This window comes from Streptomyces sp. NBC_00273, assembly GCF_036178145.1.
In the GTDB taxonomy this organism is placed as follows: Bacteria; Actinomycetota; Actinomycetes; order Streptomycetales; family Streptomycetaceae; genus Streptomyces.
Genome location: NZ_CP108067.1, coordinates 872,403 through 893,985 on the forward strand (window position 1 = coordinate 872,403; position 21,583 = coordinate 893,985).

Below are 21,583 nucleotides of genomic sequence, written 5' to 3' on the forward strand. Positions count from 1 at the left end.
ATCTCCCCCCGTCCAGGCTAGCTCCGGTGTGGCGGGACCACGCGTCGGAGGGCCTCCGCGAGGGCGTGCGGCGAGTCCACCGAGACGTACACGGTCGACGCCGCTACCGGCCCGGCCGGGCCCAGGTCGAGGAGTACGGGCGGGTCCAGGTGCACGGCCACGTTCAGTGCGCTCTCCACCGAGCAGGCCACCGCGTCCGGTTCGCCGGGCACCGGCCTCGGGCCGCGGCCGGGAACGGTGCGTACCACCGGGGAGGTGGAGCGGACCGCCGGGCGGGGCAGGGTCACGTCGCCGAGGAAGCCGGTCCGCAGGACCACCCGCTCCTCGTCCACCTCGTGCGGGTGCCGGACCAGCGCCGCCACCAGGCCCAGGCCGCCCAGCACCAGCAGCACCTCCAGTGCCGCGTGCACCGGCCGGACCGCGGGCGGCAGCATCGAGGAGGCCAGGAAGGCCGCGACGATCTCCGTCGCGACCAGGACCAGCACCACCTGCCGCGGCCCGGCCGAGTGCCGCGGCCCCTGCGCCGCCGGACGCCGCAGCACCACCGCCGTCAGAGACCGGGCCCATATCCTGGCGATCCCCGCCCGGGTCGGCCGCGGTGTCACCTCCCCCGTCGTCGGTCCGGTCGTCGGTCCCGGCACCGTCATGGCCGCACCCCACCCCTCGTCGCTCCGCTTTCTTCCCCTCCTCCAGGCTCGCGCGCGCGCCGCGGGACGGGCAGTGACGAATGTCAGGGATGTGCCGGGGACATGCCAGGGGTGCGCGGACGGTACCGCCCGCGGGCCCCCCGGGGCTGGGGAATCGGCGAATCAGGGGCGGCGCCCGACACCGGTCGGCAGGATGGGGCCATGGACCGTGGGGACATGAGGCCGCGCGGGTCGCGGCCGGTGGTGGTGCGGGTGCCGGTGGAACCGGTGGAAGCCGCAATGGAAGCCGACGCGCTCGACGCCGCGGCGCGGGCGGGTGATGTGGTGGTGCGCGGCCCGCTGTTCGGGGTGGTGGCGCAGTCCGCCGAGGACGGGCCGCGGTGGCGGGTGGTGCTCGAAGTGACGGCCGGCTGCCCGCAGCAGGCGCGCGACGGGCTGAACTCGCGGCTGTGGTTCCAGGCGAAGGACGAGGCGCAGGACCGGGCGGAGCGGCGCGAGCTGCTGGCGGCGGTGGCCCGGCTGGAGAGCGAGCGCGTCGACGAACTCCTCGTGTCCGGGACCCGGTACCGGGTGGTGCGGGCCGAGGAGTACGCGGCCTCGGGCCCGGGCGGTATCGAGACGCCGCGCCCGACGGATCCGGAGCCCCTCGTCCCGGACTGGGACCGGACCGTCCGGGAGCCCGGGATCGATGACGCCCTGGTCGTGGATCCGGACGCGCCGGTCACCCCGACCCAGGCGTTCGAGCAGCTGGCGCTGCGCGGCCTGTGCTACACGGGCGCGCGGTTCCCCGAAGAGGTGCGCGCCGATTCGCGGCGGGCCCTGGACACCCACCCGGACGTTCTGCTGATGCCGCCGACCTTCAGCGTCGTGGAGCGGACCACGTACGGCTGGCGGCCGATCAGCGGCCCGCACGCGACTCCGCACGCCGCCCGCAAGTCGCTGGACTTCGCCCTGACCTGGATGTGGCCGCGGATGCGCGGTCACATCCCCGAGGACGCCGACCCGCGCACGGACGCCCGTACGTGGAGTACCGCGGGCGGCGGGGAGAGCGCCGACCTGCGGGCCGCGAAGCTGGCGGCGTACGCCGGGGCCGCCGACACGCTCCGGGGCGGGCGCGTCGACCGGCTGGAGTTCCAGGGCACCCTGTACCAGATCGTCCGTACCCGCCGCCTGCTGCGCTGGGGGCCCGACGGGCCGGAGGGCCCGCGTCCGTCCGACGTCAACAGCCAGGACCCCGCGCGCATCCACCTCACGCTCGACGAGGACGGCCGCGTCCTCCCCGACGACTGACCCGCGGCACGGGTCCGCCCGTGCCAGAAGTCGGCGCCCGCTGGGCGTTTCGACGTGCGCCACCGGACCTCCATGGGAAACGGTGGACCCGCCCCGCTGTGCGACCCGCTGATGCCCCGAGGGAGACACCATGAACTGGACGCTCGAAGTCGTCCCCGTCCCTGTCACCGACATGGATCGCGCCAAGAGCTTCTACGCCGACCAGGTCGGCTTCGGCGTCGACCTCGACGACGAGGTCTCCCCCGGCGTGCGCATCATCCAGATGACCCCGCCCGGTTCCCGGTGCTCCATCGCCATGCTCCAGGGGATGCCCGGGGCACCCGGCGGCCAGGTCATGGCGCCCGGCACCCTGCACGGCCTCCAGCTGTGCGTCACGGACATCGAGGCGGCCCGCGAGGAGCTGGTGGCCCGGGGCGTGGACGTGTCGCCCGTCCGGAACCTCGGCGCATCGGGCTGGCAGGAGGGCAAGGGCGGCACCTGGAACTCCTTCATGACCTTCGCCGACCCCGACGGCAACAGCTGGGTCGTCCAGGAGGCCCCGTCGGAGCTGTCCGAGCGCTGACCCGGCCGGCGCCGGCTCCGACGCTGCGGCGGGCAGATGTACCAAGCCCGCCCCCTGCGCGGAGGAATCCCGGCGCGTACAGCCCGGCCGCTCGCACAGCGGACCAGTACATTCCCCATTTCAGCCGGTTCGTTCTATTTTGGGGATGTGCCTTGCGTCGTACCGCTGTTGCTCTGACCCTGCTGACCGCCCTCTCCTGCGGTTCCTTCGCGGGAACCCAGGCCGTCTCGGCCGCGAGTGCGTCGGCAGGCGGCGGTGGTGGCGGCGGCCGGGGCACCAACATCCTGGTCGTCGGCATCGACAGTCGCGCCGGACTCTCCGCGGCCGAGAAGCGACGGCTCCACGTGGGCGGCAAGGGCTGCAACTGCACCGACGTGATGATGCTCGTCCACCTGTCGCAGAACCGGCGGCGCGCGAGCATCGTCTCCATCCCGCGCGACTCCTACGTCGAGTACGCGGCCACCAGCGCCACGGCCACCGCCCCGGCCCGCAGCGGCAAGATCAACGGCGCCTTCGCGCTCGGCGGTGGCCCGCTCACCGTGGCCACCGTCGAGAAGGCCACCGGTCTGCACATCGACCACTACCTGGAGACCGGTTTCACGGGCTTCGAGCAGACGGTCGACAACCTCGGCGGCGCCACCGTGTGCACGGACAAGCCGCTCAAGGACGAGAACTCCGGGCTCGACATCGGCGCCGGCCGCCACCTCGCCGACGGGAACCGGGCCCTTCGCTACGTCCGGGCCCGGCACGTCAACCTCCGGCCCGGCGACCTGGGCCGGGTCCGCCGCCAGCAGCGCGTGGTCAACGACCTGCTGGCCCGGCTCACCGCGGAGGGCGCCCTGGCCGGTCCCCTCAGCACGGCGCGGACCGTGCGCACCCTGCTGAAGACCGTACGCACCGACGCACGGACGGGCCTGGACGACCTGGTGCGCATCGGTTGGGCGCTCGGTCGCCTCCGGCCGGGCCGGACGGAGTTCGCGACCGTCCCCATCCGGCTCTTCGACCACCGCGTACCCGGTGTGGGTTCCACCCTGGTGTGGGACGAGGCCCGTTCCGCCGCGCTCTGGGCCGCGCTCGGCGCGGACCGCCCGATCACGGGCGACCCCCGGATCCAGCCCGTCGCGGAGAACCCGGCCCCGACCGATCCGGCCCGGATCGCCGTCCGGGTGGACGACGCCGAGGTCGCCGCCGCCCTGCGCGGCAACGGCTTCGTCGTCACCGACACCTCCGCGACCGCACCGCCCGAACGCCCGGCGGGCCCGCCGCTCATCCGGTACGCCACCGGCCAGGAGGACGACGCGGCGACCGTGGCGGCCGCCCTGCCCGGCTCCCGCCCGCAAGTGGACCCGGAGCTCGACGCGGTTGTCGAGGTCACCGTCGGCGCACGGCCCGTCCGGGTCAAGAGCGTCACGTTCGACCGCAACGTGGCCGACGGCGCCCCCGTGACCGCGGACCGCCTCCGCTGCGCCGAAGCCCCGGCCGCGGCCGGGGCCGCCCGGCCGGGGAGCGCCGTGGAGCCATCCGGGCGACGATGAGAGATGTGGACCACGCACAGTCGCATGCCGCACCAGGTGAGTGGCCGCAGGGGCGGACCGTGGCGCGGCCGCGGCGCCGGGCCGACGGTGGCGCACGCCGCCCCGGTGGGGCCGCGGCGGCGCGGGGCCGCCCCGGAGGAGCGGGTGCAGGATGCATGAGGAGATGCCGCTCGACGATCTGATCAGCAGCGCCGCCCAGGACGCCGGAGGATGGCTGGGCGCCCTGCCGGTCGCACTCGTGGCCACCAGCAACGACGGGATGATCGTGCGCTGGAACCACGGCGCCCAGCAGCTCCTCGGCTACGCCCCGCCGGAGGTGCTGGGGCGGCACATCTCCGATCTCCTCCATCCGGGAGCCGATCGCAGCCTGGGCCGGTCCCTGTGGGAGACGGCCGCCACCGGGCGCGGGGTCATGGGTACGGTCACCGCCTGGCACCGCAAGGGTCACCCGCTGGAACTGGAGATCTGGGCCTGCCCCGTCCCGGACCGCCGCCACGGCGCCTCGGCCGTGCTGGTCTTCGCCGCGGACGCGCACGCGGCCCGCCGTATCCGCGGCTCCTCGGCCGTCTGGGACGGACTGTTCGCCCGCTCGCCGGTCGGGATCGGGGTCCTCGACACGCAGCTGCGGTTCCTCCAGGTCAACCCGGCCCTCGAAGCGATGAACGGCCTGGCGGAGTCCGCCCATGTGGGGCGGCGGCTGGCCGAGTTGCTGCCCGAGGTGAACGCCGACGAGATGGAGGGGGCGATGCGCCAGGTCCTGGACACCGGAGAGCCGGTCCTCGACCGGCGCCGAACCGGCCGGACCCCGGCCGACCCGGACCACGACCACGTGTGGTCGTGCTCGTACGTGCGCGTGGAGGATCCCGGGGGCCGGCCGATCGGCGTGATCGCCTCGCTCCTCGACATCACCGTGCAGCAGCGTGACCACACCGAGGCCGAGGCGGGCCGCCGCCGCCTCGCCCTGCTCAGCGAGGCGAGCTCCCGGATCGGCGCCAGCCTCGACCTGGAGCGCACGGCGCAGGAGCTCGCCGACCTCGCCGTCCCGCACCTCGCGAGCGCCGTCACGGTCGACGTGCTGGATTCCCTCGCCCGCGGTATCGAGCCCGGCACGGGACTGGCCGGGGGCGTCGCCCTGCGCCGTCTGGGCAAGGCGCCGCTGACCGGTTCCGCCGTCACGCAGGCCCTGGCGCCCCTGGGGCGGACCCTCATCTTCCCCACGACCGCCCCCTACACCCAGGCCCTCGCGGCCCGTCAGCCGTTCCTGATCGCCCAGCTCGACGACCGGGCCGTCGCCCCCGCGGCCCGGCACTCCCCCAAGCCGGCCCAACTCCTGGAGCTGGGCGTGCACTCGTTCATGATGACCCCGCTCATCGCCCGCGACATGGTCCTCGGCGTCGCCACCTTCTACCGCACCGGACACACCGGCCCCTTCGGGTCCGACGACGTCACCCTCGCCAGTGAGCTGACGGCCCGTGCCGCCATCAGCATCGACAACGCGCGCCTCTACCACCACGAGCACGAGACCGCGGTCGTCCTCCAGCGCAGCATGCTCCCCCAGCACGTCACCCCGCCGCCCGGCATCGAGATCGCGCACCGCTACCTGCCGGCCAGCGACGTCAACGAGGTGGGCGGTGACTGGTACGACGTCCTGCCCCTCAGCGGAGGCCGGGCCGCGCTCCTCATCGGCGACGTCATGGGCCACGGCATCGCGGCCGCCGCCGTGATGGGACGGCTCTCCGCGACCGTCCGCGCCCTCGGCCGCCTCGACATGCCTCCCACGGCCCTGCTGCACCAGCTCGAAGCCACCCTGGCCGACCTCTCCGACCCGATGCTCGCGACCTTCCTCTACGTGGTCTGCGACCCCGCCACCGGCCACTGCACGGTCACGCGCGCCGGACACCCGCCGCCGGCCGTGGTCCAGCCCGACGGCACCGTCTACCTCGTCAAGACCCCGCCGGGCGTCCCGCTGGGCGTCGGCGGCATCTCCTTCACCACCACCGACATCGCCCTTCCGCCCGGCAGCACCCTGGTCCTCTTCACCGACGGCCTCATCGAGGCGCGCCGCCGTGACATCGACGAACGCCTGGCCGAGCTCACCGGCCTGCTCGCCGCGCCCCAGCAATCGCTCGACCACCTCTGCGACTCCCTCATCGCCCACCTGGTGCCCGCCTCCGCCGACGACGACATCGCCCTCCTCGCGGCCCGCATCGGCGGGCCCGCCCCCCAACCACCCGGGTGAATCGGGCCATCGGCCCTCCGCCGCTGTCACCGCACACGCACCTCCCCGTACAGTCCGTGATGCCGACGCACCCTCGGGCGCCGTCCCGACAGCCGGACAGGAGAAGAGCCGTGGCCATCGACGCCAGCAGTGGGCCGCCCGCCGCGCAGCGGTCCGGGGCGGGGCGACCGCTCCCCGAGGCCGACGCCGACTGGGTGGAGCAGTGGCGCACCCAATCGGGTCAACTGGTCGACCTGCTGGGGCTGGTACGGGAACGGCTCGGCGGCGTCGCCGCGTTCCGCCTCGGGCCGCAGCCCACCGTCCTGGTCACCGGGCCCGAGGCCGTGCAGCACGTCCTCGCCCTGCACCCCGAGCAGTACGTGAAGCGCTCCCACCGCGCCCGCCTGCTGATCGGCGACGGGGTGCTCGCCGCGACCGGCGAGGCCTGGAAGCGCCAACGGAAGCTGCTGCAATCGCAGTTCACCGGAAAGGGGATGCGCCGCTACGAGGAGCGGATCGCCGGAGCGGCCCGGACCACGGCCGGACGGTGGGCCGACCACGCGCGCACCGGGCGGACCTTCGACCTCGGCGAGGAGATGCGCCGCTTCGCCCTGGACACCATCTGGCGGGCGCTCACCGGGCACCCGCTCGACGACACCACGGCGCACGAACTGACCGCCGTGGCCACCGTGGTGGCCGCGCTGCCGAGCCTGCCCGCCGACCAGGTGGACGCCCGGGACGCCGTCGCCGACGACCTGGCCAGCATCGACGAGGTCGCGCGGCGGGCGGTGGCCGCGGCCCGGGACGGCGCCCCGGGGCCGGACGGGCCGGGGTTGCTCCAGGTGCTGGTCGACGCATCGGCCGAGCGCCCCGAGTACACCGACCGGCTGGTGCGGGACGAGCTCGTCACGCTGCTGGTGGCCGGCCACGAGACCACCGCGACCACGCTGACCTGGCTGTACCTGCTCCTCGATCGTCACCCCGCGGCACGCGAGTGGGCCCTCGCAGCCGGCCGTGAGGGCTCGGCGGAGCGGCGCGAGGCGATCCAGGCACTGGTCAGCGAGACGCTCCGGCTCTACCCGTCCGCGTGGATCCTGCCCCGGCACGCCGCCGAGGACGACGTGCTGGCGGGTTACCGCGTCGAGGCGGGCACGGATCTGCTGGTCTGCCCCTACCTCACCCATCGCGATCCCGAACTGTGGCCGGATCCCGAGCACTTCGACCCCCGGCGCTTCACCGTTCCCGGCGGCCGTCCCACCCGGCCCGGCGCCTACGTGCCGTTCGGCATCGGCCCCCGTGCCTGCCTCGGCCAGCAGTTCGCCCTCCGGGAGTCGGTCGCCCTGCTCGAACTCCTGCTGCCCGCCCACGTCCCGGACTTCCGGACCGTCCCCACGGGGGCGGCGTACAGCATCACCGTCCGCCCCGACGGCCCGACGCCCGTCACCCTCAGCGATGGTGGGACCGAACGGCGCGTCGACCAAGATCCGCAACGATAGGGTGAGGGGGTTCGTGCCGTTGCCGGCAGGGCATTTGGGACGTGCCGGGAAGCGGGGATCAGGAATGGCTGGACTTCCCGGCAGTTGGCTCGTGGACCCGTCCCGCACCACGCTCGACGAGCGCCTGCCCTCTCCGTTCACACCGCACGGGCGACCTCCGACGGGCGCGGCCTGGTACACCACCCCGGCCCTCGCCTACGCGGTGGAACTGGGCTTCGCGGTCCACCCCTTGGCGGCGTACGTCCGTACCAGGAGCGCCCCGTACCTCGACGCCTGGTACGAGCGGCTGCGGGACGGCTACGTGGCCACCATGGCCGACCTCGGCATGGGCCCCGGCCTCACCGACAAGGAGTTCCTGGACGCCATGGCCCGCCGGCACCGGACCGATCCCGGGGCGGCGGCCGTGCTCGGCGCGATCGAGGCGACCGCCGGGGACGGTCTGGCACTGCTCGGCGAGCATCCGTGGCCGGTCCCGCAGCGCCCGACCTGGCGACCCGACATCCGGGCCGCCGTCACCGCGAGGGCCCGGGTCGACATGCACCGCAAGATGCTCGCGTCGGCGCGCAGGACCGGTCTGTATCCGCTGGCGGTCTTCGACGACTGCGTCGTGTACGCGTCGAACGGCCCGTCGCTCCTGGCCCTCCTCCCCCGCACGCCGGAGGGCGAACCGCTCCTCGGAGGCTTCCGGCTGGGCGTGTCGCCGGGGATGGTCACGTACGCGGGTGCCCGCACCACGAGGTGGTGCGAGGACATGCGCGCGGAGCACGGCCCGGACTTCAACGTCGCACGCGACATCGCGGCCGTCGGGGGCGAGGGGCCTTGACCCGTGTCCTCACGTGCCGTCGGACGCGCGGCGGATCGCGTCGAGGGTGTGTGCGACGTCCTCGTCGGTCGTCGACCAGTTGCTCACCGAGATGCGCATGACGCGGCGGCCGTGCCAGGTGGAGCCGCTGATCCAGGCCGCGCCCTCATCGAGGAGTCGGGCCAGCACCCGGTCGGTGCGTTCGTCGTCGCCGAACACGGCGCAGACCTGGGTGAAGACCACGTCGTTGAGGACGGTCGCGCCCTCGATCTCGGAGATGCCGGCGGCGAAGGCGCGGGCGTACCGGCACAACCGGTCGACGAGGTCGGCCACGCCCTGGCGGCCGAGGGACCTGAGGGCGGCCCACACGGTGAAGGCGCGTCCGCGGCGGGAGAGTTCGGGAACCTTGTCGACGGGGTCTCCGTGTTCGTGCTGGATGAGGTAATCGCCCCGCTCGCCCATCGCCGACCGCAGGGCGGCGGCGTCACGGACGATGGCGAGGCCGCAGTCGTAGGGGACGTTCAGCGTCTTGTGGGCGTCCGTGGCCCAGGAGTCCGCCCCCGCGCAGCCGTCGGTGAGGTGTGCAAGGGCCGGGGAAGCGGCCGCCCACAGCCCGAAGGCGCCGTCCACGTGCACCCACGCGTCGGCCTCGCGTGCGGCACGGACCGTCTCGGCGAAGGGGTCGAAGGCGCCGGAGTGGATGTCACCGGCTTGGAGGATCACGATGGTGGGACCTGGGCCGGAACCGGGACCGCGGGCCGCCAGGGCGCGGCGCAGGGCCCCGGGGTCGATGCGTCCTTGCTCGTCCGCATCGACGAGCTCGGGCCGGCCGAGCCCGAGGTAGCGCAGGGCCATGTCGATGGACATGTGGCGGTCCCGTCCCGCGACCACGCGTACGGGCGGCCCGCCGACGAGCCCGTCGTGGGCCACGTTCCAACCGGCGCGGCGCAGCACCGTGTCGCGCCCGGCGGCGAGGCAGGTGAAGTTCGCCATGGTGGCGCCCGTGGTGAAGCCGACGGCGCTGTCGGGTGGGAGACCGAGCAGGTCGAGCAGCCAGGCGCCGGCGATCTCCTCCGCCGCCGTGTACGCGGGCGAGACCGCGCGCATCACGCAGTTCTGGTCCCAGGCGCTGACCAGCCAGTCCGCCGCGAGTGCGGCCGGCTCGGTGCCGCCGATCACGAACCCGTAGAAGCGGCCGCTGGGGAAGGCGGTGAGCCCCGGCTCACAGGCCGTGGCCAGCAGGTCGACGACGTCGGCGGGCGTGCTGGGGGCGTCGGGCAGGTCGGCGCCGAGCGCGCGCACGATCTCGTCGACCGAGGCGCGGGCGGGAACCGGGCGGTCGGACAGGCTGGCCAGCCAACGGACGGCGTGGCCGTGCGCCTGTCGGAGCGCCGCCTCGCGCTCGTCCATACCTCGGACTATGGAACAGAGCCCGCCCGCCCGCAAGCGGCGGGCCGGCGGGCGGGCAGAAAGGGCGCGGGTCAGTGGATGACGCTGAAACTGCGCCAGGGCAGGCTCACGGGGGCCGTGACGTTCGAGAGGGTGGTGGCCACGTAGATCCCGTCGGCCTTGTCGGTCTTCTGGCAGTCCGGCGTCCGGTACAGGACGATGTCGACGAGGGTGTTGTTCTCGACGTGCGTGGCCCCCTTCGGGATGCCGATCTTGTGGCAGCCGACGACCAGCGTGTTGGAGTAGCTCAGCTCGACCGGCGAGTCGTGTCCGCGGAAGGTCAGCATGCCGACGGTGCTCCGGCCCAGGCCCGAGCAGGCGCTGGCCGTCAGCAGCAGTGCTGCGACGCCCACGATGGTGCTGATACGTCGGCTGTGGGACATGGGCTCGGGTCCTCGTCTGTGCGGTGGTGACGGTCCTTGTCCACAGCGTGACCCGGCGGGACACGGCCGGCCTGCGTTGGTCGGCCGACCGGATGAACGCGGACGTGCAGGGACGTGCCGGGGACCGTCACCCCGGGCCGGTGGGCCGGCCTACAGGCGCCGGCCTACAGGCTCAGCGCGTCCTCCGCATTGTTCATCCAGGCGGTCACGGAGTTCTTGTCGGGCGAGACGTACAGGCCGGGGGTGGACGCCTTCAGCGGCGTCTGCTTCAGGTCGGACTCGGTGTTCATGGTCAGCGCGATGGAGTTGACGGTCTTGCCCTTGCCGTCGTTGGTGCCGCCCATGAGCCCGGCGTAGGCCGACTGGCCCGGTTCCAGCCGGAGCGCGTCCTCGATGCCGGGGGCCGCGCCCCGTTCCGTGGCCTGGCCGTCCAGGTCGCCGAAGGTGACGATCGGGTGCCCGAGCGCCCTGCACGCCTTGGTCCCCTTGTTGGTGATCTTCAGCAGGTAGCTGCTGGTCGTGGGCTCGGCCAGGGTCGCGGTGAACGTCACGTCGTACGTGCTGCACGGGAAGACGTCGAAGTCGGGGTCGGTCGAGCCCGGCTTCGACGGCTTCGACGGCGTCGCGGTCTTCTTCGGCGCCGCGGACTTCGACGGACTCGCGCTCGGGACGGCGGTCGCGCTCCCGCCGGGGCTGGCGGTCGGGCTCGCGCTCGGCGTCCCGGACCCGCCCGCCGCGCCGTCCTCGGTGGGACCACAGGCCGTCAGGGCGAGTGCGGATACGGCGGCGAGGGCGATGGCGGCCTTGCGTACGGTACTCATGATGGTGGTCCCCCCTGGGGAATGCGCGGAACGCGCCGGGCCGGGCCGGTCTGGCTGAGCACCAGCGTCCCGTAGAAGCTTCACAGCTTGGTGACGGTGTGTCGTCGGATCGACCACGGTTGCGGGCGGGGCCGGTCAGACACCCCCTAGCATCTGGATCCATGGGGACAACGCAGGAGGACGGCCGGTCCAGCGCGTGGCGGGTCACGGTGCGGGCACGGGGGCGCAAGTCCGGGCTGCCGCCGGACGGTCCGTCCCGTGCCGCGGGCCGGCCGCTGGCCCGGCGACGGGATCTGCGGATCCACGGCACCGCCGGGAAGATCAGCTGTATCGACGACTCGGGCCGCACCCGCTGGACCGCGCTCTGTTCCGGCATCCCCAACGCCGCCCACGTCTCCGGCGGCCGGGTCCTGGTCACGACCGACTCCCTTGCGTACACGGCCTGGGGCAACCTCGGCCCGGCCGTGCTGCTCGACCTCGCGGACGGCAGCCGGATCGCCGAACTGCGCGGCGCACGCGGCGCGGCCCTGGGCGGCGGCCGGTTCGTACTCGGCCTGGAGGGCTACGACGCCTTCGACACCTGGGCGTACGACCGCGACGGCACCCTGTACGACTCCTGGCGCAGCTACGGGCACTACGTCATCGGGACCGGCATCCGCGTCGTCGAGACCGACCGCACCATCCCCACCAGCAGCCGGGTGGTCCGGCTGCTGCCCGGTGGCGCCGTGGAACGCGGGCCGTCGCTCTCCGACCCGCAGACCCCGGAGCCGCTCGTCCTGACGGACGGCACCATCCTGGTCCTCGACGCCGGAGTGCTGCGCGCCGTCGGCCGCCGACTCGAGGACACGGTCCTCGCCGAGCTGCTGGCCATCGACCCCGGGGAAGCGTGGCGCTATCACGGCGCGCTCCACCGCGCCGGCGACGACATCACGGCGACCATCACCGAACAACATCCCGACCGGCCCGGCAAGTACGGCTACCGGACCTGGACGCTCACCCTCCACCAGGGCGGATGAGCCCGCGCGCACCCGAGTACCGCGGGGCCGGTCGGGTGGGCCGTCAGTTCGCCACGACGGTCAGTACGGCCGAGACGACCGTGACCGCGGACGCGGCGACCATCCAGTTCCGGGCCCGGCCCGACAGCACCGGGATCCCGTCAGGGTCGGCGTCGGCGTCGGCCTCCTCCGATTCCTCTCCCGACCTCCGCAGGCGCGGACACGACCGGCAGGCCGGATCGTGGACCAGTGTGTCGAGCCAGACGACACCGTCGAGCGGCGCCCGAGCGAACAGCATCCCGTCAGATTCCATAACCGGACAACGCCATGATCCGCATCAGGCCACTGCCGGCGGCCGGACCGAGGCCCAACCGTTGCCGACCAGCCGATCACACAATGGGCTGAGCGCACCGGAGGGCCCCGGTGCGTGCCCGGGTCAGCTGCCCCGGCGGTGGTCGTAGATGGTGAGGCAGAGCGCTTTCATGGCGGTCTCCGCCCGCCCCGGGTCCGCGCCGTGGTCGATGGCTTCGAGGGCGGCCGCCGCCGAGGTCTGCACCGGGTACGGCAGGCCCTCGTAGGCGGAGATGCGGTAGGCCATCGTGCGGCGGGCCTCCCGCTCGGCCTCGCTCACCCCGTCGGGGGTGAGCGGAAAGACGGCGGCCTGGTAGGTCGCGATGCAGACGAGCGCGGCGTCGGCGAGGCCCTCGGCGTAGCCGTCGGCCGGGACGGCCCGGTGCTCGGGCTGGAAGAGGGCGAGGACCTGCCGGCGGGAGAAGAACGATCCCAGCCCGGCGCCGAGACCGGCCACGGCCGCGAAGACCACGGCCATCAGCCGGCCGTACAGGAGCAGGCCGAGGCAGGCTCCGGCGACCGCGCCGCACGTCACCAGCACGAAGGTGATCATCAGGTGGATGCGCGCGCCGAGCGGGGACTTCATGGCAGCAGTATGCACAGTGCCGTCGGCGCCGGAGGAATCCGGCGGCCGTCCCCGCGCCGGTGGTGTCAGGCGCGGCGGTCGGCGGCGTCGAAGCGGGCCAGGGTCAGGGCACCCGCGTGCAGGGATTCCTCCAGTGCGCGGTACGTCGTCCCGTCCAGGCCGCCGAGCGCCTGCGCCACCTCCTCGGTGGCGTCCCGGGCGATCTCGGCGGCCAGGTCGCCCGGCGGGGTGCGCGGTCCCAACTTGCTCACGGCGGACGCGGCCCGGGCCGGGGTGAGCAGGCCGGTGCCGTGGGCGAGCAGCCAGCCGGGCACTCCTGCCGCGCCTTCGGCGGGTGCCTGGTAGGGGCGCGAGCCGTCGAACCTCTCGTCCTCGGCGAAGGCGGGCTGCTTGAACTTGGCCATGGGCCGCCCGGGTTCGCGGGATCCGTCGGCGGGTTTGACGACGAGGCCCTCGGCGAGGTTGTCGGGCAGCGCGGGCAGGCCGAGCAGTGCGGGCAGCCGGGTGGGGAAGACCGCCGGCAGCTCCTGGAGGCGCCCGAGCGGGCCTTCGGCGAGCAGCGGGACGCAGAGCAGACCCGCCTCGGCGGCCGCCGCGCGCAGCGTCCGGTCCCCGACCCAGCACGGGCCGTCGTCGTCGGTGACGGTGGCGTCGAAGGGGAGCCAGAGGAGTCCGGGTGCGTACCAGACGCCGGTCTGGACGGGCTCCGCCCCTGGCGTGGCGGGTACCCCGGGGTGGGGGTAACGGCCGCCGGCGAGTTCGCCGTAGACGGTGACGACCGCGGAGTCCGGGGCGCCGGTGTCCTCGCGCAGGCGCTGCGCGCAGCGGGTCGCGGCGACCGCCAGCGCGGGCCAGATCCGACCGACGCCGAAGAAGTCGTCCAGCCCGCCGTCCGCGAGGAGTTCGCGCCGTTTGGCGGGGTGCGCGCCCGCCGCGTCGCACACGACGGCGAAGTTGGCGCCGTGGATCTTCTCGTGGGCCACCCAGTTCCGCCCGCGGGCCTCTCCCAGCCGGGTGTTCGCGGGGATCTTCGGATACGGGGTCCAGGGGCGGGGTTCGGGGTGCACCAGGCGATGGTAGCGAGCGCGTCCGCTGAGGTCCCCGGGTTTGTCGTGCGCCTGCTCGGCGGGGTCTGCGGGACTGCCTTTAAGGTGGCCGGGGAAGATCCACATCCTGATTCGGGGGGTATCCAGGCGTGTTCGCCGTGATCTACCGGTGGCGGCTCCGGCCGGGCACGGAGCAGCAGTTCACCGACGGCTGGCACCGGGTGACCGCGGCCATCCACGCGCAGTGCGGCAGTTACGGGTCCCGACTGCACCGGGCGGACGACGGTACCTGGGTGGCGTATGCCCGCTGGCCCGACGAGGAGGCGCGCGAACGCTGTTCGGCGCCCGATCCGCAGGGGGTCGCGATGATGGTGGAGGCGATCGCGGAGCGCCTGCCGGAAACCCGGATGCAGATCGTCGACGACATGCTCGCGGAACCCGGCGCCGCCCCGGGCACGGCGCTCCGACCGGGTGCCGGCCGAGGTTGACCGGGCCGTCTCGCGGCGGGTGCCTACGAGGGCTGGAACGGCCCGGCGCCCTGCGGGGCGGTGACGGCCGACCTCCAGCAGGTCTGCCCGGACCAGTGCCTGCGCCTGCGCCTGCGCCTGCTGTGGACAGATGAGCCTCAGTCGGCGGACCCGGTGGACCAGGACGGCGGGGAGGCCGCGTTCCTCGCCCTGCGCATGGCGAGGCCGCCGGGGGTGCGGACGCGAACGGCGCGGCCATGCAGCTGGTCGCGCACGGCTCCGCCGCCGGTCGGTGCCACGACGCGGGGCGGCGCCCATCCGACGGCCCGGCACGCGGTCGCCGAGCACCTGCTCGTGACGGTGCCGGCGGCGCGGACGATCGACACCGTCCCGGGCGGCAACGGGGAGGGCGTGGGGTCGTGCCCGACGTCCCCGTCCCGGTGGAGCAGGCGCTCGACGCGGCACTGAAGGCCCTTCACCCGGGCATCCCACCCACGGGGCCGCAGGGGCGCAGCGGCACGGGCACACAGGCGCACAGGCGCACAGGGCCACGGGTCCCGTCAGATCGGGTCCACGTCCAGGAAGGCCGCGAGGGCTGCCTCCGTGCCGCCCGCGGCACCCGGCAGGGCCAGCTCCGCCCAGATGACCTTGCCCTCGGGCGTGTACCGCGTGCCCCAGTGTTCGCTGAGCTGCGCGACCAGGAACAGGCCGCGTCCGCCCTCGTCCGTGGTGGCGGCGTAGCGCAGGTGGGGGGCGGTACTGCTGCCGTCCCACACCTCGCAGGTCAGGTTGTGGTCGTGGAGCAGGCGTACCCGTACGGGCGCGCTGCCGTGCCGCAGGGCGTTGGTGATCAGCTCGCTGAGGATCAGTTCCGTGGCGAAGCCGAGGTCCGTGAGGCCCCACTCGTCGAGCTTCTTCGCCGCGGCGTTGCGCATGGCACCCACCGCGCTCGGCTGGAACGGTACCTCCCACTGGGCGACCCGGTCCGGGCCGAGCGTCCGGGTCCGGGCGATGAGCAGGGCCACGTCGTCGGTGGGCCGGGGCGGCAGCAGCATGTCGAGCACGGCCCGGCAGCTCTCGTGCGGGTCCCGGTCGGGGTGGCTGAGGGCCGCGCGCAGCAGTTCCAGCCCCTCGCTGATGTCCCGGGTCCGCTCCTCGATCAGCCCGTCCGTGTAGAGGACGAGCTGGCTGCCTTCCGCGAGGTCCAGCTCCGCGGTCTCGAAGGGCATGCCGCCCAGCCCCAGCGGGGGTCCGGCCGGCAGCTCCACGATCTCCGTCGTGCCGTCGGGGGCGACCACCAGGGGTGGCAGGTGGCCGGCCCGCGCCATCGTGCAGCGCTGGGACACGGGGTCGTAGACGGCGTACAGGCAGGTCGCGCCCAGTACGCCGCCGTTCACGTCGGCGCCCTCCCCGTCGTGGTCGATGCGCTGTACGAGGTCGTCCAGGCGGGCCAGGATCTCGTCGGGCGGCAGGTCGAGGGAGGAGAAGTTGTGCACGGCCGTGCGCAGGCGCCCCATGGTGGCGGCGGCGTGCAGGCCGTGCCCGACGACGTCTCCGACGACCAGCGCGACGCGGCAGCCCGCCAGCGGGATCACGTCGAACCAGTCGCCGCCGACCCCGGACTGTGCGGGCAGGTAGAAGTGCGCCACGTCCATGGCGCTCTGCTCGGGCAGGGCGCGCGGCAGCAGACTGCGCTGGAGGGTCACGGCGAGGGCGTGTTCCCGGGTGTAGCGGCGGGCGTTGTCCATGCTGACCGCCGCGCGGGCGACGAGTTCCTCGGCCAGGGACAGCTCGTCCTCGTCGAAGGGCTCCTGCTTCTCCGACCGCCAGAAGTTGACCACGCCGAGTACGGCGCCCCGGGCCATGAGCGGGGCCGCGATGAGGGAGTGGATGCCGTAGTCCACGATGGCCTGGGCGCGCGGCGGGTCCTGGGCCTGCCAGCCCGGTGCGTCGGCGAGGTGGGGCACCAGCTCGGCCCGGCCGGTTCCGTAGCCGCGTGCCTGGGGGGTGGAGGGCAGGAAGTCGATCAGTCGGCCGACCGGGTAGAGGGGATGGTCCGAGCGGATGCCGCTGACCGCGGTGCGCCGCATGTCGGAGCCGGCGCGGGGCTCCTCGCCGTCGATGACCTGGTCCGCCAGGTCGACGGTGACGAAGTCCGCGAAGCGGGGGACGGCCACGGCGGCGAGCTCCTCGGCCGTGCGCACCACGTCGAGGCTGGTGCCGATGTCGCCGCCCGCGTCGTACAGCAGCTTGAGGCGTCTGCGGGCCGTCTCCGCGCGGCTGGTCAGGACCTGCATCTCGGTGGAGTCGCGGATGGTGATGGCGGCGCCTTCCGGCCGGCCGCGGGGGTGGGTGGGCCGCTGGTTGACGACGAGCAGCCGGTCCCCGCTCTCCAGCACCTCGTCGGTGGCCTCGCGGCCGGAGAGCAGCAGGTCCGCCATCCTGCGGTCCAGGCCCGGTACGTCGGCGATGTGGCGTCCGTCGGCGTCCTCCGGGAGCCCGAGCAGGCGTTTGGCCTCGTCGTTCGCGAGCAGGAGCCGGCCTTCGCCGTCGGTGATCAGGACGCCTTCGCGGACGGCGTGGAGCACCGCGTCGTGGTGCTCGTACATGCGGGTCATCTCCTGCGTGCCGAGCCCGTGGGTCTGGCGGCGCAGGCGTCTGCTGATGAGCGCGGTTCCCACGGTGGCCAGGGCCAGGCCGGTGGCGATGGCCAGGAGGATGACCGGGAGCTGGCGGTCGACGACGCCGGTGACGTTCTTGACGGTGAGGCCCGCCGAGACGAGCGCGTTGACCTTGCCGTCGGGCCCGGTGACCGGCACGATCGCCTGGATCTCCTTGCCGAGCGGGCCGTCGACGCTCTCGGTGTGGACCTGGCCCTTCAGCGAGGGCTCGATGGTGCCGACGAATCGTTTCCCGATGCGGTCCGGCTGGGGGTGGCTGTACCGGATGCCGTTGGTGTCCATGACCACGATGAAGTCCACCCCGGCGGCCTTGCGCGTGGTCTCGGCGAGGGGTTGGAGCGTCTTGGACGGGTCGGACGTCTTCAGGGTGTCCTGGAGGCCCAGGGAGTGGGCGAAGGTCTGGGCTACGGACACCGACCGGTTGCGTGCCTCGCGTTCGGTGTCGTGCCGCGACTGGAGGACCAGGGCCAGCAGGGCCCCGGCCGCGAGCAACACCACGATCGCCACCTGGAGGACGAATACCTGTCCGGCGACGCTCTTCTTCCGGTTGCCTAGAGGTGACCGCACCGACGTGCCCGGCACGGGTGGCGAGGAATGGTCACGAACCCAGTTGTAGCACTTCCGGGCGCCTGCGGCCCCCGACATGCACAGCGAGCGCCCGGATTGTCACACCTGGTCCCCCGGTGACGTCAGTCGGCGTGGCGCTCGGCCGCGCTCCGGACGCCGTTCGCGGCGGCGGAGGACGGGGCCTGCGAGGGCTCCGGGGCCTGCGCAGTGGCACCCGGGGTGGCGCCCGGGGTGGCGCCCGGGGTGGCGCCCGGGGTGGCGCCCGGGGTGGCGCCCGGGGTGGCGCCCGGGGTGGCGCCGGGCGAGGCCTCCGGCGCGCCCTCCGGGGTGCAGGTGACCTCGTCGCGCGGCGTGTAGTGGGTCTTGTAGTCCTCGTGCTTGACTTCCTTGCCGCCCTGGACGAAGGTCCGGCCGACGGTGACGTCGAAGCCTTCCAGGGGCGTCTGCACCTCGCAGGTCTCGCCGCTGCCGGTCCGCTTCCCGGGCGGCGTGATGTTGGTGCGCGGGCCCTTGGTCGCACGTATCTCGTCGTACTTCTTCGTACCGAGGAAGGAGATCGTCAGCGAGGTGTCGGTGGACCGGGCCTGGATGTACAGCGGGTGGCCGGAGTCGTTGATCCAGCGCAGGTCGAGGGTGCCCCAGGCGACGGTGGCCTCCCGGCCCTCGGGGTAGCGCTCGATGTAGAAGGAGTGCGCGCCGTGCTCGACGGGCTTGACGCCCGCGAAGAACGCGGCGTTGTACATGGTGGTGGCGACCGCCGAGACACCGCCGCCGGGCGATTTCACGAACTGGCCGTCGTTGATCATGATCCCGTCGACGAAGCCGTTCTCGGGGGTGCGCTCACCGACCGTGCGGTTGAAGCTCCACTCCTGCCCGGGCATGACGACGGAACCGTTGATGAGCTCCACGGCGCGGCCGATGTTGGTCGTGCGGTACGGGGCGGCCGGGAACTCCACGGTGAAGGAGGAGACCTTCTCCTTGATGCCGAGCCGCCGCGCTTCGTCGGCGCTGAGCTCCGGCTGGACCGCCACGGTGGCAACCTCGCCGCTACGGGCCGGGCCGGTACGGGTCAGCAGCGGCAGCACGGCCCGGCCGAGCGCTTCCTGCGTGACCTTTCGTCCGGCACGACCCTGGTCGGCGATCACGACGCGGCCGTCCGCGGCGAGGCCGGGTACGGCGTTGCGCGGCGTACGGGTGACCTCGTCGATCGTGGGCGCCACGGCGGGATCCGCGAGCAGGCTCTTGGAGTCGAGGGCGGGCACGAGGCGGCCCTGTCCGTCGGCCCGCATCTTCAGGTGCTCGCCGAGGACGGCGGGGGTTATGGACATGCGGCGGCCGGCGACGGTGAGCGTGACGGGCCCGGACATCGCGGGCTCGGCGAACTGCCGCATGGCCCGTCCGGTCTCCGCGGCGCCGACGCGCGGCTCGGTGCGGGTGACCGGGAGCACGACGGGGCCCGTGTGCGGCCGCAGGTAGGCCTCGCGGAGGGTGCCGAGGGCCTCCTCCTCGACGAGGGAGACGCCGGGGAGCGGGGCGACGGCCTTCGCCGTGCCCGCCTCGAACGCGATCGCCCCGTCGCGGACGTGCTGCTCGGTGGTCAACCCTAGGCGGTCCACGGCGGCGCGGGCGGTCTGCTCGTTCATGCGGATCACCGGCGCCACGTCGTGGCTGCCCGAAGCGAAGAGGCTGCCGATGACGGTGCTCGGACCGTAGCCGGTCCGTACGGCGCTGTCGACGGTCGCGTCGGTGTCGAGGGAGAGCCCGAGCGCGGCGGGATCGGCCTTCTCCACCCGGTCGCCGATCTTCACCGTGATCGGCGCCGCGGCGGCGGGCCCGAGCTCCCGGGTCAGCGCCTGGCGCGCCTCGGCCCGACTCATGCCGCCGAGGTCCACCCCCAGGACCCGGGTGCCCTGGTCGATGTCACCGCCGACCGCGAGGGCGGTCCCGTAGAGGCCGCCCAGCGCGAGGACGACGGCTCCTCCCGCTACCACCGGCAGAGCGATCCGTCGGTTGACCGTCCAGCTGCGCACGCGTCCCATATCTCTCCCGTGGCGCCCACCGGTCCCTCAGGTGGCGCGGGCCGCAATGGCAGCCATATACGACAATTACGGGAAATAATGATCCCTGCTGGATGCTCGATTTGGGGCTGAATGTAATCGTTGTCACGATTCTTTCCCGGTGGAGGCCGACGCCGGGCAGGGGCTCTCAGACCTCCGTCACGTGGGTGCCGCCCATGGCATCCACCGCATCCGTGGCGTCCGTGGCGTCCGTGCCGTCCGTGCCGTCCGGTCCGGCGACGACGAAGACGTCGGACAGCGGGGCCGTGTCGGCGCCGGCGCTGATCAGCAGGTCGTACGTGCCGGCGGGCAGTACGCCGATGTCGACCCGCTGCCTCCGTCGCGCCACCGTGAGGTCGCGGGCGACCACCGCCCGGCCGGTGGTCCGGGCGGTCACGGACAGTCGCGCCGGCACCTCGGGCAGCTCGTCCTCGCTGAGCGCGCTGATGGCCCCGACCTCGCAGGTCACGGGTTCGTCGGCGAGGTAGAGGTCGTCACCGAGGTAGCTGAACCACGAGGTCACGGCGGCGCGCAGGTCGTCGATGCGCACGTCGTGCAGGGACTGGAGGATGCCTCCGAGGTGGTCGAGCATCGCCTCCTGGTTCTGCAGGCTCCCGTGCTTCTGGGGGACGAAGGTGCGGGCGTCCTCGGTGCCGGAGAGGGCGGCGGAGAGCTTGGGCACGGTGCCGTCGCCCCCCTCGTCCGCATCCCCGCGGAGCATGAGGGTCTCGACCTTGTGGTCGGTCAGCCGCGCAGACTGCCGGGTGGGCTGGTCCATGCCGACGATGGGGTGGTAGACCACCTGGTTGGACTCCCAGGCGGACTCCTCCCGGTTCTTGGTGGCCGCCTTCTCCATTTCGCCGAAGAAGTCGGTGAGGTGGCTGCTCCACTGCGGTTGCCAGCCGGGCAGCCCGGCCTTGGCCGGGGTGGCCGCCTCGCCGTCCGGCCCGTACACGCACTTGTAGACCGGTACGAGCTGGTGGAGGGCGGGGAAGGAGCGCAGGAGACGTGTGAGGTCCTTCTCGAACGGGCCGATCCGCTTGTGGAAGCCGTTGCACAGGAACTCGACGGCGTTGAGCGAGCCGTAGTAGGGGGTTCCGAAGGTGACGATGGCCCGGGTGTCCTTCCAGCCGCCCAGCACCTCGACGAAGTAGCGGGAGACGAGCCCGCCCATCGAGTGTCCGATCAGGACGAGCTGGGCCGCGGAGTTGCCGCTCGTCCCGCGCCAGTCCCGCAGCCAGGTGGCGCTCTGCTCGGCGAGCCTGCGGGCGGCGGCCCGGTTGTCGCGCCGCCAGTCGTACGGGAACGGGAAGTAGTTCCGGCCCTTCTGCAGGTCGAACCGTGCCAGCAGGAACTTCTCGATCGCCGTGTATCCGTCGATCTTCCACAGTCCGGGCAGGGTGTGCAGATCGGGAACCAGACGGTCGGCGGCGACTCCGTCGCCGAGATCGTCCACGAGCCAGTCGTCCGCACCGAGCTCCAGGGACTCCAGCGAGCCGCCCAGGCTCGCCAGCGCGCCCAGTACCGCCGAGGCGGAGGGCGCCCACACGTCCTTGCCGTTCCTCTTCAGCACGCTCCCTCCGATCCCCGGGAGCAGTACGACGACATCGGCCATCGGGATCTTGGCCAT

Annotated in this window: 19 protein-coding genes; 9 read left to right on the top strand and 10 right to left on the bottom strand. The window is 73.4% G+C overall.

Annotation, left to right across the window (positions count from 1 at the left end):
• Positions 1-17: 17 nt before the first annotated feature.
• Positions 18-647, bottom strand: a complete 630-nt coding sequence (locus tag OG386_RS03545) for a hypothetical protein (RefSeq protein WP_328786693.1) — start codon at positions 645-647, stop codon at positions 18-20.
• 201 nt (positions 648-848) lie between these two features.
• Between OG386_RS03545 and OG386_RS03550 the strand changes: the two genes are divergently transcribed.
• The 6 genes from OG386_RS03550 (at position 849) to OG386_RS03575 (ending at position 8,571) form a co-directional block, all read left to right on the top strand.
• The gene (locus tag OG386_RS03550; protein WP_328786694.1) at positions 849-1,937 is read left to right on the top strand and encodes a DUF5954 family protein; all 1,089 of its coding nucleotides are present in this window, start codon (positions 849-851) and stop codon (positions 1,935-1,937) included.
• 130 nt (positions 1,938-2,067) lie between these two features.
• The gene (locus OG386_RS03555; protein ID WP_328786695.1) at positions 2,068-2,499 is read left to right on the top strand and encodes a VOC family protein; all 432 of its coding nucleotides are present in this window, start codon (positions 2,068-2,070) and stop codon (positions 2,497-2,499) included.
• 152 nt (positions 2,500-2,651) lie between these two features.
• Entirely contained in the window at positions 2,652-4,034 is a 1,383-nt protein-coding gene (locus OG386_RS03560) for an LCP family protein (protein WP_328786696.1), read from the top strand.
• A gap of 151 nt (positions 4,035-4,185) precedes the next feature.
• The gene (locus OG386_RS03565) at positions 4,186-6,273 is read left to right on the top strand and encodes a SpoIIE family protein phosphatase (protein WP_328786697.1); all 2,088 of its coding nucleotides are present in this window, start codon (positions 4,186-4,188) and stop codon (positions 6,271-6,273) included.
• A gap of 116 nt (positions 6,274-6,389) precedes the next feature.
• Positions 6,390-7,748, top strand: a complete 1,359-nt coding sequence (locus OG386_RS03570) for a cytochrome P450 (protein WP_328793152.1) — start codon at positions 6,390-6,392, stop codon at positions 7,746-7,748.
• A 64-nt stretch (positions 7,749-7,812) separates the two neighbouring features.
• The gene (locus OG386_RS03575) at positions 7,813-8,571 is read left to right on the top strand and encodes a hypothetical protein (protein ID WP_328786698.1); all 759 of its coding nucleotides are present in this window, start codon (positions 7,813-7,815) and stop codon (positions 8,569-8,571) included.
• A 9-nt stretch (positions 8,572-8,580) separates the two neighbouring features.
• Here the strand turns inward: OG386_RS03575 and OG386_RS03580 are convergent, their stop codons facing one another.
• The 3 genes from OG386_RS03580 to OG386_RS03590 form a co-directional block, all read right to left on the bottom strand.
• Positions 8,581-9,960 (bottom strand): pyridoxal phosphate-dependent decarboxylase family protein, encoded by a 1,380-nt coding sequence (locus OG386_RS03580; RefSeq protein ID WP_328786699.1) that lies wholly within the window; start codon positions 9,958-9,960, stop codon positions 8,581-8,583.
• 71 nt (positions 9,961-10,031) lie between these two features.
• Positions 10,032-10,382 (bottom strand): hypothetical protein, encoded by a 351-nt coding sequence (locus OG386_RS03585; RefSeq protein ID WP_202197609.1) that lies wholly within the window; start codon positions 10,380-10,382, stop codon positions 10,032-10,034.
• Positions 10,383-10,546: 164 nt separating this feature from the next.
• Positions 10,547-11,203 carry a DUF4232 domain-containing protein gene (locus OG386_RS03590; protein WP_328786700.1) on the bottom strand — a complete coding sequence of 219 codons (657 nt, stop codon included), beginning with the start codon at positions 11,201-11,203 and terminating at the stop codon, positions 10,547-10,549.
• A gap of 161 nt (positions 11,204-11,364) precedes the next feature.
• Here OG386_RS03590 and OG386_RS03595 point away from each other — a divergent pair, with 161 nt between their 5' ends.
• Positions 11,365-12,219 carry a hypothetical protein gene (locus OG386_RS03595; protein WP_328786701.1) on the top strand — a complete coding sequence of 285 codons (855 nt, stop codon included), beginning with the start codon at positions 11,365-11,367 and terminating at the stop codon, positions 12,217-12,219.
• Positions 12,220-12,262: 43 nt separating this feature from the next.
• Here OG386_RS03595 and OG386_RS03600 read toward each other — a convergent pair whose 3' ends face one another.
• The 3 genes from OG386_RS03600 to OG386_RS03610 form a co-directional block, all read right to left on the bottom strand.
• The gene (locus tag OG386_RS03600) at positions 12,263-12,496 is read right to left on the bottom strand and encodes a hypothetical protein (protein WP_328786702.1); all 234 of its coding nucleotides are present in this window, start codon (positions 12,494-12,496) and stop codon (positions 12,263-12,265) included.
• Between the two features lie 138 nt (positions 12,497-12,634).
• Positions 12,635-13,135, bottom strand: a complete 501-nt coding sequence (locus OG386_RS03605) for a hypothetical protein (protein WP_327380889.1) — start codon at positions 13,133-13,135, stop codon at positions 12,635-12,637.
• A gap of 65 nt (positions 13,136-13,200) precedes the next feature.
• Positions 13,201-14,202, bottom strand: a complete 1,002-nt coding sequence (locus OG386_RS03610) for an RNA ligase family protein (protein ID WP_328786703.1) — start codon at positions 14,200-14,202, stop codon at positions 13,201-13,203.
• Positions 14,203-14,330: 128 nt separating this feature from the next.
• On the opposite strand from OG386_RS03610, the gene OG386_RS03615 reads away from it, so the two are divergent.
• Together OG386_RS03615 and OG386_RS03620 are read left to right on the top strand one after the other, a co-directional pair.
• Positions 14,331-14,669 carry an antibiotic biosynthesis monooxygenase family protein gene (locus OG386_RS03615; RefSeq protein ID WP_328786704.1) on the top strand — a complete coding sequence of 113 codons (339 nt, stop codon included), beginning with the start codon at positions 14,331-14,333 and terminating at the stop codon, positions 14,667-14,669.
• 60 nt (positions 14,670-14,729) lie between these two features.
• Positions 14,730-15,116 (top strand): hypothetical protein, encoded by a 387-nt coding sequence (locus OG386_RS03620; RefSeq protein WP_328786705.1) that lies wholly within the window; start codon positions 14,730-14,732, stop codon positions 15,114-15,116.
• Positions 15,117-15,208: 92 nt separating this feature from the next.
• Here OG386_RS03620 and OG386_RS03625 read toward each other — a convergent pair whose 3' ends face one another.
• The 3 genes from OG386_RS03625 to OG386_RS03635 form a co-directional block, all read right to left on the bottom strand.
• Positions 15,209-17,896, bottom strand: a complete 2,688-nt coding sequence (locus OG386_RS03625) for a SpoIIE family protein phosphatase (RefSeq protein WP_405790304.1) — start codon at positions 17,894-17,896, stop codon at positions 15,209-15,211.
• Positions 17,897-18,018: 122 nt separating this feature from the next.
• The gene (locus OG386_RS03630) at positions 18,019-19,935 is read right to left on the bottom strand and encodes a VanW family protein (RefSeq protein ID WP_443053085.1); all 1,917 of its coding nucleotides are present in this window, start codon (positions 19,933-19,935) and stop codon (positions 18,019-18,021) included.
• A gap of 166 nt (positions 19,936-20,101) precedes the next feature.
• Positions 20,102-21,583 (bottom strand): lipase/acyltransferase domain-containing protein, encoded by a 1,482-nt coding sequence (locus OG386_RS03635; protein ID WP_328786708.1) that lies wholly within the window; start codon positions 21,581-21,583, stop codon positions 20,102-20,104.

Excerpts from the sequence above, each read along its gene's own strand:
- OG386_RS03545 (WP_328786693.1), bottom strand. The coding sequence starts at position 647 with ATGACGGTGCCGGGACCGACGACCGGACCGACGACGGGGGAGGTGACA.
- OG386_RS03550 (WP_328786694.1), top strand. The coding sequence starts at position 849 with ATGGACCGTGGGGACATGAGGCCGCGCGGGTCGCGGCCGGTGGTGGTG.
- OG386_RS03555 (WP_328786695.1), top strand. The coding sequence starts at position 2,068 with ATGAACTGGACGCTCGAAGTCGTCCCCGTCCCTGTCACCGACATGGAT.
- OG386_RS03565 (WP_328786697.1), top strand. The coding sequence starts at position 4,186 with ATGCATGAGGAGATGCCGCTCGACGATCTGATCAGCAGCGCCGCCCAG.
- OG386_RS03575 (WP_328786698.1), top strand. The coding sequence starts at position 7,813 with ATGGCTGGACTTCCCGGCAGTTGGCTCGTGGACCCGTCCCGCACCACG.
- OG386_RS03580 (WP_328786699.1), bottom strand. The coding sequence starts at position 9,960 with ATGGACGAGCGCGAGGCGGCGCTCCGACAGGCGCACGGCCACGCCGTC.
- OG386_RS03585 (WP_202197609.1), bottom strand. The coding sequence starts at position 10,382 with ATGTCCCACAGCCGACGTATCAGCACCATCGTGGGCGTCGCAGCACTG.
- OG386_RS03590 (WP_328786700.1), bottom strand. The coding sequence starts at position 11,203 with ATGAGTACCGTACGCAAGGCCGCCATCGCCCTCGCCGCCGTATCCGCA.
- OG386_RS03595 (WP_328786701.1), top strand. The coding sequence starts at position 11,365 with ATGGGGACAACGCAGGAGGACGGCCGGTCCAGCGCGTGGCGGGTCACG.
- OG386_RS03600 (WP_328786702.1), bottom strand. The coding sequence starts at position 12,496 with ATGCTGTTCGCTCGGGCGCCGCTCGACGGTGTCGTCTGGCTCGACACA.
- OG386_RS03605 (WP_327380889.1), bottom strand. The coding sequence starts at position 13,135 with ATGAAGTCCCCGCTCGGCGCGCGCATCCACCTGATGATCACCTTCGTG.
- OG386_RS03630 (WP_443053085.1), bottom strand. The coding sequence starts at position 19,935 with ATGGGACGCGTGCGCAGCTGGACGGTCAACCGACGGATCGCTCTGCCG.
- OG386_RS03635 (WP_328786708.1), bottom strand. The coding sequence starts at position 21,583 with ATGGCCAAGATCCCGATGGCCGATGTCGTCGTACTGCTCCCGGGGATC.